The 15,506-nt window shown below is 70.0% G+C and carries 12 protein-coding genes; 4 read left to right on the top strand and 8 right to left on the bottom strand.

Annotated features, from left to right (window positions below; genetic code table 11):
• Positions 1–39 precede the first annotated feature (39 nt).
• Complete coding sequence (locus D7X99_RS06805) at positions 40–3,357, bottom strand: DUF11 domain-containing protein (protein ID WP_147476043.1); 3,318 nt, start codon at positions 3,355–3,357, stop codon at positions 40–42.
• A 432-nt stretch (positions 3,358–3,789) separates the two neighbouring features.
• Between D7X99_RS06805 and D7X99_RS06800 the strand changes: the two genes are divergently transcribed.
• Positions 3,790–4,863 carry a hypothetical protein gene (locus tag D7X99_RS06800; protein ID WP_147476042.1) on the top strand — a complete coding sequence of 358 codons (1,074 nt, stop codon included), beginning with the start codon at positions 3,790–3,792 and terminating at the stop codon, positions 4,861–4,863.
• A gap of 16 nt (positions 4,864–4,879) precedes the next feature.
• Here D7X99_RS06800 and D7X99_RS06795 read toward each other — a convergent pair whose 3' ends face one another.
• The 3 genes from D7X99_RS06795 to D7X99_RS06785 all read right to left on the bottom strand — a co-directional run bounded on the left by D7X99_RS06795 (position 4,880) and on the right by D7X99_RS06785 (position 10,179).
• Positions 4,880–5,623 carry a YIP1 family protein gene (locus D7X99_RS06795; protein WP_147476041.1) on the bottom strand — a complete coding sequence of 248 codons (744 nt, stop codon included), beginning with the start codon at positions 5,621–5,623 and terminating at the stop codon, positions 4,880–4,882.
• Between the two features lie 645 nt (positions 5,624–6,268).
• Positions 6,269–8,578: a serine hydrolase domain-containing protein gene (locus tag D7X99_RS06790; protein WP_121777018.1), complete on the bottom strand. Its 2,310-nt coding sequence runs from the start codon at positions 8,576–8,578 to the stop codon at positions 6,269–6,271.
• Positions 8,575–10,179: a GDSL-type esterase/lipase family protein gene (locus D7X99_RS06785; RefSeq protein WP_121777017.1), complete on the bottom strand. Its 1,605-nt coding sequence runs from the start codon at positions 10,177–10,179 to the stop codon at positions 8,575–8,577. The genes D7X99_RS06790 and D7X99_RS06785 overlap by 4 nt, the downstream gene beginning before the upstream one ends.
• Positions 10,180–10,383: 204 nt before the next feature.
• Here D7X99_RS06785 and D7X99_RS06780 point away from each other — a divergent pair, with 204 nt between their 5' ends.
• A complete protein-coding gene (locus D7X99_RS06780) occupies positions 10,384–10,767 on the top strand; it encodes a helix-turn-helix transcriptional regulator (RefSeq protein ID WP_169825170.1) in 384 nt (127 codons plus the stop codon).
• 80 nt (positions 10,768–10,847) lie between these two features.
• Positions 10,848–11,213 (top strand): response regulator, encoded by a 366-nt coding sequence (locus tag D7X99_RS06775; protein ID WP_158626937.1) that lies wholly within the window; start codon positions 10,848–10,850, stop codon positions 11,211–11,213.
• Between the two features lie 11 nt (positions 11,214–11,224).
• On the opposite strand, the gene D7X99_RS06770 is transcribed toward D7X99_RS06775, so the two are convergent.
• A complete protein-coding gene (locus D7X99_RS06770) occupies positions 11,225–11,836 on the bottom strand; it encodes a hypothetical protein (protein ID WP_233613151.1) in 612 nt (203 codons plus the stop codon).
• 102 nt (positions 11,837–11,938) lie between these two features.
• Positions 11,939–13,441 carry a HAMP domain-containing sensor histidine kinase gene (locus tag D7X99_RS06765; protein ID WP_121777014.1) on the bottom strand — a complete coding sequence of 501 codons (1,503 nt, stop codon included), beginning with the start codon at positions 13,439–13,441 and terminating at the stop codon, positions 11,939–11,941.
• A gap of 284 nt (positions 13,442–13,725) precedes the next feature.
• Here D7X99_RS06765 and D7X99_RS06760 point away from each other — a divergent pair, with 284 nt between their 5' ends.
• The gene (locus D7X99_RS06760) at positions 13,726–14,112 is read left to right on the top strand and encodes a serine/threonine protein kinase (protein ID WP_120566907.1); all 387 of its coding nucleotides are present in this window, start codon (positions 13,726–13,728) and stop codon (positions 14,110–14,112) included.
• Here D7X99_RS06760 and D7X99_RS06755 read toward each other — a convergent pair.
• Both D7X99_RS06755 and D7X99_RS06750 read right to left on the bottom strand, forming a co-directional pair.
• Complete coding sequence (locus tag D7X99_RS06755) at positions 14,109–15,107, bottom strand: hypothetical protein (protein ID WP_121777013.1); 999 nt, start codon at positions 15,105–15,107, stop codon at positions 14,109–14,111. The two genes, D7X99_RS06760 and D7X99_RS06755, sit on opposite strands and share 4 nt — an antisense overlap.
• Before the next feature lie 2 nt (positions 15,108–15,109).
• Positions 15,110–15,505, bottom strand: a complete 396-nt coding sequence (locus D7X99_RS06750; protein ID WP_120578997.1) for a hypothetical protein — start codon at positions 15,503–15,505, stop codon at positions 15,110–15,112.
• Position 15,506 lies beyond the last annotated feature (1 nt).

Raw genomic sequence — 15,506 nt, 5'->3', positions numbered from 1 at the left:
CTCCAGGAACAGGCCGGCCCCACGGCGCCATTCAGCTCACTACTCGCACACGTTGCTGCTGGTGCAGCTCTGCCCCGTGGAGCAGGTTCCGCAGCTCGCGACGCTCCGGACGACGCCGCAGTTGTCGGTGGCGCTCACCGCTCCGCATGTCTTCATCAACCGGGCACAAAGCTGCGCATCCGATTCGCAGAGCGCCTCCACTTCCGCCGAGGCCTCGTTGTTGCTTTCGCTCGTCTCCAGAAGGCTCGTGGTCACCCGAGCCTCATAGGAGAAGGAGCCCGGAACCCGTGGCCTCAGCGTGACGCCCACGCTCGCCGAAGCGCTGGGGGCCATGGCACCCAGCGTGCAAACCAGCGTCTCCTCGAAGTGGGTGCATTGGCCCTGGGAGGACGTCACCGACACGTACTCAGCCTCCTCGGGCAGATCCGCTGTCAGGACCACCTCTGGCTCGGCCCGGCTGCCGGCTTGGGACAACCCGAACGTGTATACGACGGGAGTGCCCACCAGCACAGGGGAGGGACTCGCGGTCACGGTGAGCGCCACATCGACGGTGCCGGAGACCTCACACGCATCGCCAATGCCATTGCCATTGCCATCCGCCTGTCCCGGGTTGGCGACCGCTACGCAGTTGTCCGTAAGGTTCGGGACACCGTCATGGTCCGTATCAATGCCCGCCAGGGACGCGATATGGGATTCGACCGGAAAATCCTCGTGAAGCGGAACTCCGGCATAGGAAACGTTCGAATCCTGATGGTCACGGAACGCCAGCTTCAGGTTGGCCCAATCGTCATGGCCCTGGAGGAGGTTCGGGAGCTGGTTGGCGGGGCACACCGGAATGACGAAGGTCACGTCCTGTGGGAACGTACCCGCCGTTGGATTGAGGTCCGCATCCCAATCAATGGGTACCGCCGTGACGGATTCGAAGACGGCGCCTCCACCATCGCCAAACACGATACGACCATGCCCATCCTGGGGGCGTCCCACGGGCCCCAACAATGGGAACTTTGGCAGGCCCACGGCTTCATCCAAGGCCCCCTTGTCGAGCGGATCCATCTCCACGGAAGAGAAGGAACGAGGCCTCTGGGGATTGAGGGTCGGCAGGGCGAGGCTGTACGACATGATGCTGGGGTAGTTGGGTTTGCAGTTGATGAACTGCCCGCCGCCATGCAGCAGCCCCAGTGAATGCCCCAGCTCGTGCATGAAGACCGACGCGTGGATTTCGCGGTACCCACACTCAAGCGGACCTTCACCGGGCTGGCACCGCGCGGGGTCACCTCCGGCGCGTTCCGTTTTCTGGGCCTTGCTGGGGTCCAGCAGATCGTACTCATAAGGAGCCACGAGGAAGTCGTTTCCCCCTGTCTCCGCTACACCGGAAGCCACTGCCGTCGCGTTCTGGTGTCCGAAGATGGCGTAGCGAAAGGCAAGGTTCCTGGCACGGCGCTCGTCCAGGCAGTTGGCCTTCGCCCGGTCTGCGTTCGCGCCCAGGTCACCCACGGCGCACAGGTCGATGGGTGACCCGTACTTCAGGGCGTAGAAACTGCCGTTGGGCGTCATCCCCGCGCGGGGAGGCTGGCGAGTGAATGTGATGGGCGTCACTTCTGGCAGCGCATCGCCCTTGAGCAGGTGGAGGAAGTAACCCCGGCGCGCGAACTCGGTCTGGATCTGCGCCAGGCGCTTCGAATCCGGCTCATGGGAGTGCCCCGAGCCAACCATGAAGTCGTATTCCACCAACAGGTCCTTCTGCTTCGGCTTCACGCCATAAAGCTTCGCCAGTTCCAGGTCGATGGTGCCATCCTGATCGAAGTCGATGCCGTGCTTGATGCTCGCCGTGGACTTCTGCTCCCAGTGGTCCGGCAGGCCATCCTCGTCAGCGTCCAGACGCTCGGCCACCACGACCATGGTGGCATTTCCCACCAGGTTCTTGACGTAGAACGCCACCCGATGGTCGCCCCGGCCTTGCGTACGGGGACTCTTGTCCGGATTGAACCTCGCCAGGGCGACCTGTGGATAGGCACCGTCCAGCGAGGGTGAGGCTGGATCCGTCGAGATCTCTCCCACCGTGAAGTCACCCAGCTTGTCGAGGAACTGGATGACGACCATGGGGCGGTGGGTTTTTTCGATGAGGACGCCGCCCTGCCGCTTCAGGTCCACCTGGAGGGTCCAGATGCCCCGCCCGGTCTTGAACTCACCCAGCGGATGATTGGTGTCGGCACTCGCATCGAACGCCACCACGAACGAGTCATCCTCCAACCCCGTGGCCCCAAGAGACTGATGCGCGATGGACACGCGTGAGTTGGAGAAGAATTCAGAGAAGGAATAAGGCTCTCCCGCAGGACCGAAACCCAGCTCGCCCGGGACGCACGTCTCTCCGGAGTCACAGACACCATCCAGGTTGCCCGTTGTCGCGGAAACAGGCGCCGACAGATCCTGCACGTCGCGTCCGGCGACCCGGATGACCTTCCGGACGCCGCCGTCCATGTAAGTGGCGAAGATTCCCGGCCCATGGTTCGGGATGTCATGGTTGGCGGACCCGGTAGCCGTCAGGGTGCCGTAGAAGACGACGATGCTTCCGTCCCTGCTGATTCCCGGCCACCGACCGACCTCGGAGAACTCCCCGCTCTGCATGAGGCTCCCCAGGGACGTCAGCGTTTCAGAATAGACCCTGATGGGTCCCGGCACACCATCCACCTGGGCGATGGAATACGTCGTGTCCCCATCCTGGCCGCTCATCGCTGGCGCCTTCAGGACCGAGGTGAATGCGGTGGTGTAGTAGTTCGACGTCCCGGGCGTGGGCGTCGCGAGCAGGTAGGACGCGCCCTTGTAGGCGGTGAAGGCCACCTGATCCGCGTCATTGATTGCGGGCCAGGCAGTCACCTTGTCGAACTTCGTCGTTCCTCCCTTGGCGATGATCGTGTTCACACCAATCGCCGTGGGCGTCCACGTCCGGATGAAGCTTCCCCCGGAGGTGTCCGTATCGAGCGCCACGACCGTCGGCGTGTTGCTGATCTGCACGCCGGAGCCAATCCGGCGGCTCGACGTATATGCCGGGCTGAGGTTCACGAGCGACTGGTTCGCGGCCCCGATGTAGAGATGCTCCGCACCGGAGCCGCGCTTTCCAACGAAGGCCACCTGGCCTCGTTCGTTGAGCCCCACCGCTGGATGAATTTCTGTCAGGTCATCCGCCCCTGATTTGGCAATAACCGTGAATCGATAGTTCTTGCCGTCGATCCAACTTCCCCGAGCAGTAACGATGGACTGACTTGACGTCGCTGCACGTGGAGCCTCAAGGGGGGCCTCGCTTTGACCACACCCCATTCCAGACAGCACCAGCCCTCCGGCTGCCGCCACCCACTTCATCCCCCAACCACATTTCATGATTTTCTTTCCATTCACACGCAATGCGCGTGAGCATTCGCCCTGGCACGGAGCGCAGCCCGGTGTCCATTCCCCCTCGGCCCGCATGACGCGTTGTGCTTCTTGGCGGAAGTCCTCTCCAAACCGCGCTCCAACGCCATTGCCAGACTATCCACTCATGGACTCAGTGCCCAACAAAAAACAGACACCATCCCAATTACTTCCACGCGGCAACTATCACCCCTCCGCCATATCCAGACACGTCAACCCCAGACATCGCGCCCCAACGCCCCACCCAGACGGTCTAGCGGCCACGAGGTCTCGCCAAACCCTCCTGGCGCAATGGCTCTCCGGATGTGCGCTTGAGCGTCTTCCGCACGCTCCCCGGCTCTGACATATTCCGTGGACGCCATCTTTTTCCGGGAGAACTTCAACATGGTCCGCACCTCGAGCCTCTTCAGCGCCCTGCTCCTCTTCAGCGCCTGCCAGAAGCCCCCGGAGGCCTCCCCGGCCGTGCCCGCCGCCGTGCCGGTGGCCGCGCCGCCGGTGAAGGTGGCGCCGTTCTCGCTGTCGGTGCTCCAGGACGCGGCGCCGTCGGGCTGTACCTGGCTGCGGCTGGAGTCAGACGGCAGACGCAGGGCGCTCGTCACGGTGGACGCGGCGTGTGACGGGTTGCAGCTCGCGTGGAGCCCGGACGGCAAGCACGCGGCGGTGCGCGACCCGGCCGGCAGCGCGCGCGGGCCCGGGCGCGTGTGGACGGTGGACCTGACGTCCGGACAGGGCTCGGCGCAGCTGCTGCCGGAGGAGGGGCTGACGGGCGCGGTGGGGTTCGACTCGGTGGGGCGGCTGGTGGCGTTGACCGCGCACACGGGCGAGCTGGTGCGGCGCGACGACGTCTTCCTCTTCGAGGGCCGGCGCATCCCCATCCCGGAGCTGGACGAGGGCGCGGGGCTCGCGCACGCGTACCGGCTGGATGCGGGGGCGTGGAAGCGCATCGAGACGGTGGCCACGCGAGGTGACGCGGACGCGGTGTTCGCGCTCGCCACCACGGAGATGCTGGTGTCCTCCACGGTGGCCGGGGACCTGGACGCGCTGGTGGCGCAGGGATTGGACGAGGGCAGTCAGGACGCGGTCCGGCTCGACGCGGTGGTGCCCGACCGGGGGCACGACGTGTTCGGCGGCTGGGCGCGCGTGGAGTCGCGCGGCGGCCCGCTGTTCGCGTGGCAGACCGCGGGCGAGCAGACCGCGCTGATGATGCCGGTGCGCTGGGAGGCGGAGGACGGCCACCTGGGCGAACCCGAGGGACTCGCCCTGCACGCCCGGAGCCCCGTGCGGGCGATGGCGCGCGGGGACCTGCTGATGCTCGCGGGCGAGACGCAGGCGCGGGTCTACGACCTGGGCTCGCGGCGCCTGGCGGCGTCCTTCGACGGCATCCGGAGCGCGCGCTTCTGGCCGGAGCCGAGCTCGCTGGTTCCGCACGGAGCCACGGCGGCGACCGGGCAGCGGTAGTCGCGCGAGCCGCGCCTCAGAACTGGCCCGTGCTCTTGAGGGCCGCGAACATGATGGCGCCGTAGACGCCGCCGCAGAGGCAGCAGGAGAGCACGGGCACCAGGAGCGCGCCCGCGAGCGCCGTGCCCCAGCTGGTGCGGTGCAGCGTGCGGTAGGTGAAGGCGCGCAGGCCCATGGCCCAGAAGGGCGCGGCGTACACGGCGACGAAGGGAATCACGCCGACGATGTACGGCGCCTGGGAGATGGCGTGCGCGCGCATGGTCACGGAGAAGCCGCGCTCCACGCCGCCCATGCGGAGGATGAGGTGGTCCAGGCCCGCGTTCGCCAGGGTCATGCCGGTGCTGAACACGGGCATGAGCACGGTCCAGGCCGCCATGACCACCGTCATCCACAGCTTCAAGTCCTTCGGATCCGCGCCGCTCTTCTCCGTCTCGGGGACGAACCCCAGGATGATGCCGATGAGCGCGGTGTAGACGATGCCCGTCGACAGGAAGCCGGCGATCGCCGACAGCATCACGAAGGTCATGGAGCTGCTCACGGGCGCGTCGGGGTTGACGCCCCGAAGGGTCTCCGTGGGCCGCATCAACATGCCGAAGCACGTCCGCCAGAACGCCTTGAGCGTCCCCAGCTCCGCGCGCTGGTCCCAGGGCAGATGGCCCAGGGGTTCACGTTCGAGGCAGGTGGCGCAGACGGTGCCCTCCGGTCCCTGGCGCAGGCAGCGGGCACAGGCGAACGCGCCACAGCGTGGGCAGGTGGCCACGCCGAGCCACTCGGGGTGCACTGCGCAGACAGGGTCGGCGCCGCCGGGAGCCGGGGCCACAAGTAGCGAGGCCCCGCACCGCGCGCACGTTTCAGCGCCGGGGGTGAAGGGGGCCTGACAGGAGGGACAGGAAGGCGTCATCGCCGAGCATCCTCGCACGGCCCGGGTCCCGTCACGCACGCAGCCGATGGAGCGGGCCCCCGGGCCGCGGCCGTCCAAAAGCTGTCCGACTGTCGGACAGGTTTCCTCGGCCCGATTTGGCGCGGAGGCTGTTGGGCCACGCGGCTCCAAAAGCTGTCCGACTGTCGGACAGGTTTCGCGGCCCGGTCTGGCGCGGAGGCCCCCAGGCCACGCGGTTTCAAAAGTTGTCCGACTGTCGGACAGGTTTCGCGGCCCGCCGCCGGGGAGGGCTCCCGGGCCACACGGCTCCAAAAGCTGTCCGACTGTCGGACAGGTTTCGCGGCCCGCCGCCGGGGAGGGCTCCCGGGCCACACGGCTCCAAAAGCTGTCCGACTGTCGGACAGGTTTCCTCGGCCCGCCGCCGGGGAGGTGCCCCCAGGGTTCTCGCCTTCTCAGCCCTGGGGACAGCATCCAGGTCCGGAGGCTTGGGAGTCGTGCCTTCCCGGGCTGCCCGGTTCGCGGGCGCTACGGCTCCGGCGAGGACTCCGGATCCACCGGCACCGTGGGGGACGTGCTCCCAGCCTTGTCCTGCGATGGCGCGCTCCCCGCCGGAGCCACGACGCCCTGCGACTTCGGAGCGCGGGCCTCCTGCGCGGCCCGGACCTGCCGGGCTCGCTTCGCCTGGGCCAGCGCCGCCTTCGCCGCGCCCGCGTCGCCCAGGACCCGCTCGCGCTTCGCCAGCGCATCCCACAGCTCCGGCGAGTCCGGATGCAGCGTCACCGCCGCTCGCAACAGGCCCCTCGCCACCTTCGGCGACCGCGTGTCCAGCAGCCGCTTCAGGAAGCCCGAGGGCGACAGCACCAGCGACCCCTCCGGCGTCTCGAACGCCTCACGCACGTGGGGAATCGCCTCCTGCTCCCGGTCCGCCTCCAGCAACCCCACCGCCTCCGCCAGGTGCGCGTCCATCGACTCCGGTTGCAGCTCAGTCGCGCGCTCCAACCAGCGCATCCGGTCCACCGGCTTCCGCTTCGCGCGGTCCGCCAGCGTCAGCAGCTCATCCGTGTAGTCGGGCCGCACCGCGGGGGCGCGCACCGCCGCCTCCTTCAGCGACGGCCACAGCCGCTCCGGATCCTTCATCGCCTCCAGGCGCGAGCGCTTCAACGCCGGCACCTCCGCGCGCTTCCACCCCGCGACGAAGCGCGCCACGTCGCTCCGCACGGACGAACTGAAGCGCTCCATCTCCGGACACTTCTGCGTCTCGCACGCCGCCAGGTAGTCCGCGAAGAAGCCCGCCGCCCCCTGGGTCCGATACGAGCGCAGCCGCTCCGCGCCCATCGCCCGCTCCACCGTGGCCGCCATGTGCGCGCCCACTCGGATGAAGAGCGACTCGGCGCGCGGCTCGTGCGCGCCGCGGATCCGCTCCATCGCGCCCCGGCCGTCCCGGGCAATCGCGCCCCGTTCGAAGAGCGAGGACACCTTCGCGAACGCCGCCGCCAGGTCCGTCTCCGGTGGCAGCGTGCCCGGCCCGCGCGTGGCCCAGTCATGGTACGCGAGCCCGTAGCTCGCCAGCCGCCCCATGCCCTCGTAGACCACCGCGTCCACGGGGTCCGTGAAGTGGCCGCCCCGGCCCGGCGCGCCCTCGTCCAGCACCGTCTCCATCAACCGGATGGACAGCCGGCGCAGCCGCTTCGCCTCGTCCTCCACGTTGGTGGCGAGCGCGATGGCCGTATCCTCCGCCGGCAGCAGCACCAGCAGCGTCGTCGTCTCCGGCTGCCCGCCCGCGTGCGCGACGATGTAGTGGCCCCGCAGCGGATAGGTCGCGAAGCCCATGCCGTAGTCGGTGATGTGCCCGTCGCGCGTCACCATCGTCGCCTGCATGCGGCCCATCGTCTCGCGCGTCACCAGCTTGTGGTCCAGCACCGCGCGAGCGAAGCCCAGCAGGTCCTCCACCGTCGCGCGCGTGCCGCCGCCACCGAAGCGGCTGGTGACGTCCAGGAAGCGCGAAGGCTTCAGCGCTGCGCCCGAGACGCGGTAGCCCACCGCCTGCTGCGCGTCGCGCGTGCTGATGTCATCCACGTCCGCGTGGCTCATGTTCGCGGGGCCGAAGACGTGGTCGCGCAGGTACTCGCGGTAGGGCTGGCCAGAGGCCGTCTCCACCGCAGCGCCCAGCAGGTTGAAGCCCCACGTCGTGTACAGGTAGCGCGTGCCCGGCTCCGACACGAGCGGCCGGTCCGCGAACAGCCCGATGGCCTCCTTCGTCGTCACCGGCTTCGTGTTGTTGCCGGCGCTCGGGCTGTCGTAGGTGGGCACGCCGCCCAGGTGGCCCAGCAGCTGCCGCACCGTCACCGGCCACTGCTTCACCGGGTACTCGGGCACCAGCGTGTGGATGTCCGCGTCCAGGTCCAGCTTGCCCGCCTGCGCCAGCTGCATCACGGCCACCGCCGTGAAGGACTTGGTGATGGACGCCATGCGGTACGTGGTGCGCACCGTGGCCGGCAGCTTCTTCGCCATGTCGCGGTAGCCGTAGCCGTTCATCCACCGCTGGCCACCCCGCATCACGCCCACGGACAGGCCCGCGGTGGGACCCTGCTTCAGGTCCGCGCGCACCAGCGCATCCAGCGCGCGCTGCACCTCCGGCGAGAACTCGGAGGCCTTCGCGTCCGGCTCCGGCGCGACCTTCGCGCTGGACTCCGGCGGAGACGCGGGCCTCTCACCAGACCCGGACGGCGCGGGCGCGGGCACCTGCGCCACGGACGCGGGCTTCTCGGCGGACGCCTGCGCGAACGCGGGCCCTGCCTCCACCAACAAACACAGCGCGACGAAGAGCCGCTTCATGGCACCGCCTCCGCGGTCTGGCTGCTCGCACCGGTGTCCGATGCCTCTTCACGCGAGGTCGTGAGCGCCGGTGCCGGCACCGCGCCCTCGTTCACCCAGCCCGCGAGCAGCGCGTCCGAGACCAACTGCCCCAGCATGTCCAGGCCATGACCGCGCGGATGCACCAGGTCCTCGTGCATGAACCCCGCCTGGTTGAACCGCGCGAGCGAACCCGCGCCGCCCATCGCCGTGTAGAGGTTGAAGAAGCCGCAGCCCTCGGCGAGCGCCACCTCGCGCTCGGCCTTTATGGCGGCCTCCAGGAACGGCCGCTGCGTCAGCGGCTTGCCCTTCGCGTGTCCGTCCTGCACCGCGTCCATGGGGCCCACCACCAGGCACGCACTGCCCGGCGCGGCGGCCCGGGTGCGGCGCAGCAGCGCGGTCAGGTCCTGGCGCACGGTGGGCAGGTCCGTGCGCTTCCACTCCAGGCGCTTGGACTCATTGCCACCCAGGAAGAAGAGCAGCAGCTTCGGGTCGCGCTGCGAAAGCTGCGCCTTCAGCGCGTCCTCCTCCAGCCGGCCATACAACGTCGCATCCGCTGACGGCACGCCCAACATGTCCAGCACGATGCCGGACGCATCCTTCTGGAGCACCACACCCTGCACGACGGCGCCCTTGCCTTCCGCGGTGACGTCCAGCCACTTCGCGCCCGCGGGCAGGTCGAAGGACGTGGTGCGGCTGGCCCCGTCCTCCTGGGGCTCCGTGCGCGTCAGCACCGCGCCGTCCACGGACACGACGAGGCGGCCCGCGCCCTTCACGTCCTTCCACCACAGCGTCCCGCGCGGCTCGCCTTCCAGCTTGAAGCGGCCTCGGGCGCGGTTCTCGGTGGCCAGGTGGTACACGCCGGTGATGCCAAACGGGTGCGGCGGCGCCTTCAGCTCGCCCAGCGTGCGCGGCTCCCAGCCGTTGCTCACGGCGGCCGTTCGCCCTCGTCCGCCGTAGGGAGCCATGCGGTCCACCAGCAGCACGCCCCGGCCCGCGCCGCCGAAGCCCGCGGCGAATTCCTCGCGGACCACGTCCACGATGCGGTCCCCCGCGATGAGCGAATTACCGAACGCGGCGATGACCGTGGGCGTCGTCCCCGGCGTCTGCACGAGCCCATCCAACGCGGTGAAGAACGGCGTCAGCGCGGAGCGCGCGCAGCCGGTGTCACCCGGCTCCAGACAGGGGTCCTCCAACGTGCCGCCCGGAGCCTGAAGCCGCGTGGCCAGCGCATGCAGGTGTCCGGCGCGCTCGGTGGTGGGCGGCAGCGCGCGGAACGCGGAGCGCGCCGTCGGCCGCGCCTTGGCTGGCGCCTGCGCGGGCAGGTTCGCGGAAGCGGGCACCACCTGGGAAGAACCCTCGCCTGTCACCGCGGACTCGGGATGCGCGGAAGGTTGCGCCTCCACGGATGCGGGCTGCGCGGCCTCCGGCTCCGGCGGCGGCACGGAGTCCTTCGCGGGAGTCGTCGTCAGGGGGAAACGGTGAGGAGGTGTGCGGGACTCGCACCCGGGGAGCAGCGCCCCCGCCAGGACAGCGAGCAACCCCGCCCGCCGGAGCCCGCGCGAGACATCGAGAACCGTCATGTGGCCCGTGAGCGTAGACGAAAGCCTGGGGACACGCATGTTCTGGACCCCACGCTCGGCCGCCTCGCGAGCCGCCCCGGCGTGGCATCCCGGACATCTCATCCGTCCTGGACCGCACGTCCGGCCCGGGCTTCCTCGGGGAAGAACCGGTTTCCCGTACGCCCACGCGAATGCAGGGTCCGGCCGCGAACATGTTCCCTTCACATGGCGCGGCGCGCCCCCAAATTATCCGCCGCGAATATGGCGAAGAACCGGCTCACAACGTGGACAAAGCTCCACCGGCGATTTGGCGAGCACGTGCGCCTCATGCGCAACAGCCGCTCGCTCACGCAGGAATCGCTCGCCGAACGCAGTGACCTGTCGGTGGATGCCATCCGCCGCATCGAGCGCGGTGCGTTCTCTCCGTCGCTCGACACGCTGGGCAAGTTGTCCGTGGGGCTGGACGTGTCCCTCAAGACGCTCTTCCACTCCTTCGACCTGGAGCGCGCCGACGGCGTGGCGGAGATCTGCGACTTCCTCGCGTGCCGCTCCGGCTCCGAGCTGAAGCTCGCCTGGCGCGTGCTCCAGGCCATGTTCGACGAGCGCTGAAGCACGTAACCCGCTGCCGGTCGCACCCGGCAGATGTTCCCTGTCACTCCAGGAGCGTTTGCCCTATGCGTCGGGACCCCATGAGCCGTGCGCCACCCACCCTCCTCCTCGTCGAGGACGACAGAGACCTGCGCGACGCGCTCGTGGAGATCCTCTTCGCCGAAGGGCACACCGTCGCCGCCGCGGGGAACGGTGACGAGGCCCTCGCGTGGCTGGAAGCACACCCGTGCCCCGCGCTGGTGCTGGTGGACATGTGGACGCCGCGCAAGGACAGCTGGCGGCTCCTGGACACGCTGCACCGAGTGCCCCGCTTCGCGGACCTCCCCGTCATGGCCATCAGCTCCGGCGAGGAGCGCCACCCCGCCATCCGCGAGGTGCTCTCCAAGCCCTTCGACCGCGAGGCCCTGCTCGCCGGAGTGCGCCGCTTCGTGCACCCGCTGCACTGAAAGAGAGGCCTTCAGCCGCCGGTCGTCCGCTGCCCCAACTTGCCCACCACGGCCGGGTCCAGGCGGAACGAGTCGAAGAAGCGGTCCGCGTCCTGGGGCGCGCGTCCCTCCGGGTGCAGCAGGAGCTGCTGGTACAGGCGCGGGCCCACCATGAAGAAGCGACCCCGGAGGCGGCGCGGACCGGACAGTCCCCCCACCTCCTGGCCCGGGAAGCCGCCCTCCATCTCCAGCGTCTTCGCGGTGATGGCCGTCGCCCCCAGGGCCTCCAGCGCGCCCTGGCTGGCCCGGTCCACCACGTCGCGCGGGCTCACCTGCGCCACCGCCGCGAGCGGGAAGTCCGTATAGGAGACGTAGTAGGCGGTGTCCTCCTGCGTGCGCGCGGCGATGAACGTGTGCAGCGTCACCTCGCCCACGTCCGTGGGCTGCACGCGCCGCTCCTCGGTGACGGGGCCGGGGAACGTCACGCTGAAGCCCCCCTCCTGCGACTGGACGACGGAGGACGGCGCCTCCCTCACGGGCTCGGTGGGGGACACGGGGGGCTCGGTCTGCGTGCGCCCCGCGCACCCTCCCAGCACCAGCAGGGCGGCGGCCAGCGGCACGGCCCGGTGGGAACGCTTCATCATCCAGACGGCTCCTGACATGGGGCCGCAAGGTACGCCCTGCCCCGCCGGAGCGCATCCCTCCGCTTCAACCGGGCCCGCTTCAGGCAACGGTTTCCCCGGCCTTCAGTGCACCGCGCCGGAGTCCTCGCCAGAATCCTCCTTGGCGGGCGCCTCCTCGTCGGAGGGCGCGGGCGGCCTCGGCGGGCCGGCGGACACCCGGGCCAGGTGGACGCGGAACACGGAGCCCTGGCCGGGCTGGCTCTCCACCTCGATGCGGCCGCCGTGCGCCTCGATGATCCGCCGCGACACCGACAGTCCCAGCCCCACGCCCGGTGCGCGCTGCTTCGCGTTGCCCGCGCGCTGGAACGGGATGAAGAGCCCCTGGAGCTCCTCCAGCGACATGCCGATGCCCTGGTCCGCCACGGCCAGCACCACGTGCTCGCCGTCGCAGCGCACGGACACCTCCACGCGGCTGCCAGAGGGGGAATACTTGAGCGCGTTGCTCACCAGGTTGTTCAGCACCTGCTCCAACCGGGAGGGGTCCGCGCGCACCAGCACCGCGGCGTCCGGCACCACCAGCTCCAGCGTGTGCCCGGATTCGCTGGACTGGTACAGCTCCACCACGGAGCGCGCCAGCTCGCGCGTGTCGCGCACCTCCGGCTGGAGCTCCAGCTTGCCGGCCTCGATGCGGGTCGCGTCCAGGAGGTCCCCCACCATCCGGTCCAGGCGCGCCACCTGCCTTCGCACCAGCGACAGCGTGCGCTGCATCCGCTCCGGGGTGACCTCCCCGCGGTTCGTCAGCGCGGTGGACAGCTTCAGCGCGGACAGGGGGTTGCGCAGGTCGTGCGCCACGCCCGCCAGGAACGCCAGCTGCTGCTCCTGCTGGTGGGTCAGGCTGTCCGCCATCTCGTTGAAGGTGTGGGCCATGTCGCGGATCTCCAACGGGCCCTCCTCGGGCGCGCGCAGGTGCCGCCCGCCCCGTCCGAAGCCGGCCATCGCGCTGCGCAGCTCCGTCACCGGGCGCAGCGCGAAGCGCCTCAGCCAGAAGACCACCAGGCCCAGCGTCGCCAGGAGCAGCAGGCCCAGCACCAGCCCCAGCACGTCGGCCGTCTCGCTCCAGCGCGCCGCGCTCTGCCGGGCCGTCTGCGCCTGGTCCACGTTGATCTCGATGAGGCGCTCCAGCGAGCGCAGCGCCGCGTCCAGCGAGGACATCGCCGACGTGTCGTGCTGGGCCTGGGTCATCCCCGGACCGAGCGGCGCATGCTGCGCGGCCAGGTAGGCGAAGACCTGCTGCTGCACCTCCGCCACCGTCTGGCGCTCCTCCTGGGTGGACGCGATGGCGTGCATCTCCAGCAGCTGGCGGCGCAGGTCGGCCTCCAGCTGGGGTGGCGAGCGCCCGCGCGACGGGTCCGCCACCATGGGAGAACCCGGCGACGTCAGCAGGCGCGAGTGGACGAGCAGGTCCACCTCCAGCTCCTCGGCCTGCCGGACGCCTTCCACGGATTCACTCAGCGTGGAAGCCATGCGCTCCAGCGTGGTCGTCAGCACCACGAGCAGGGTAGCGGACACCACGGTGAGCAGGACCAACCCACCCACCACGGTGGAAAAGAAGGCGCGCAGGCTCATCGCAGCCTCCGTGCGAACCGCCGGCCGGAGTCCCGCTTCGTCATGGTCGCGCATCCTCCCTCCGGGCCGCGCCAACCCAGGTGGTCGCCGACCTCTTCCCAAGGAAAGCAACAAGCGTCCGATATCGTGGATTCGCGCACGGGATGCTGGCAGGTCGCCCCCGGACAGGGCCCCCAAAAGGAGCCGGCCTCCCGAGGCCCGGCCATGTTAGTCAGCACGGACACGCGGCTCGATGCGCCCTCCCCCGGACTCCGGGCGCCCGCCCTGCTTGAAGAGGTCACCCGATGGATCTGCTCGCCCCACCGGCCCGCACCCTGAACTTCGATGCCTTCTGGCGCTGGCTCCAGGAGCACACCAACTGCATCCTGCGGTGTGGCTCCCCCGACATGACGCTGTTCGACCATGACGACTTCCACTGGATGCTGATGGAAGAGGAGCGCCAGCACGTCCTCCAGCTCATCAAGGGCAAGTCCCTGGTGGGCGAGATGGTGATGGTGGGCCGCGAGGTCTCCGAGGTCTCCATCTCCCCGGATCCGGACGCGGATCCGCAGGCGGGCCACTTCCTGGTGGAGCTGATGGGCGGCCCCAAGGAAGACCCTCAGGTGATGTACCACTTCGTCATGGCCCACGGCATCGAGCCGGCCGCCGGCCACCAGGGCTTCAAGCACTAACGCGCGACGCGCTCGATGGCCTCCACCGCCGCGTGGACGCCGTTGAGCCAGGCCGAGGGGCGCGCGTCGTACCTCCCCGGCTGCAGGAGCAGGGACGCGACCTTCGCCTCCAGCTCCACCACGTCCCCCACCCGCTCCGCCTCCGTCAGTCGCAGGGCCTGCCGGTCATAGAGCCGGGGCCAGGCCCAGGCCACCAGCGGAGTCCCGGTGGCCCGGGCCTCCTGCACGGTGTTGTAGCCGCCCGCCCCCACCAGCACGTCCACGCCCCGCATCACCGCGAGCGCCGGCCAGACCGTCAGCCCGGACGCGTGGTCCGTGGGGACGAGCCACATCACCGCCGCCTGTCCGGCCAGCAACGCACGCAGCCGGCTCACGGTCTCCCCGGCCTCCGCCACCTCCTCCGGGCGGCCACAGCCCATCACCGCGACCACGGGCCGAGAGTCCCCGTCATCCAGGCCCAGCCGCCGCCGGGCCTCCTCGCGAGACAGCAGCGCGTCCGCGTCCAACAGCAGCCACGGCGCCGTCCGCACCGCGCGCGGGTGGTGCGCGAAGGGCGCGTCCTCACCGGGCACGACGAGCAGGTCGAACGCGTCCACGGCGCTGGCCACGTCGAAGCCCTCCACGTAGACGGGGTTCAGGTCGCGGTGCACCAGCACGCGCGGCGCGCGCACCGTGGGCAGCAGCGCGACCAGCTCCCCGGCCAGTCCCCGGGGAAACGTATCCACCACCAGCACGTCCGGCGTGGACTCCGCGAGCCACGCGCCCACCGCCGCCACGGTGGCGGCCTTGTCCAGCCGCGAGTCCACGCGGTGCACGGTGGCGCCGGGGCCCAGCCACGACTCCAGGGGCAGGCCCGGGGCGAACGGGCTGTTGGTGAGGATATCCACCTGGTGCCCACGGGCCACGGCCACACGGGCCAGGGCCGCGGCGCGCGTCAGGTGCCCCAGACCTCCGCCGAGCGCATAGAGGCGCCAGTGCTGATGTCGCGCGGCCATGCTCAGCTCCCGCCCATGTCCTCCTCGAAGGAGGCGTCGTCCTCGCGCCGGACGCTCTCGCCGTCGGCCTCGGTGAAGTCGTTGGGGTCGCTGCCCGAGGACGACGAGCCGGAGCCGCGCCACGCGTCGCGGCCGTAGTAGCCGTAGTCCTCGTAGTAGTAGCTGGGGTCGTCGTCGCGGGAGGTGTCGGACGGGTCGCGGTTCTCGTCGCCGTTGTCGGCGGCGCGCGCGCACGCCACGCAGACCGCCTCCCCGCCGTCGAGGGTGCGCATGTGCATCAGACAGATGGGCTTCTGACAGCGCATGCACTGCGTGGTCGCCCCCCGCTCACACGGGTGGGAGAAGAGGAAGCCGGAGGTCTCCAGGCACTGCTCTGCGGAAGCGAAGGAAGGGGACATG

The sequence above is a fragment of the Corallococcus sp. AB032C genome (assembly GCF_003668935.1).
GTDB lineage: Bacteria > Myxococcota > Myxococcia > Myxococcales > Myxococcaceae > Corallococcus > Corallococcus exiguus.
The sequence above is the reverse complement of the archived record's forward strand: the minus strand, read 5'-3'. Positions and strand labels throughout refer to the sequence as shown.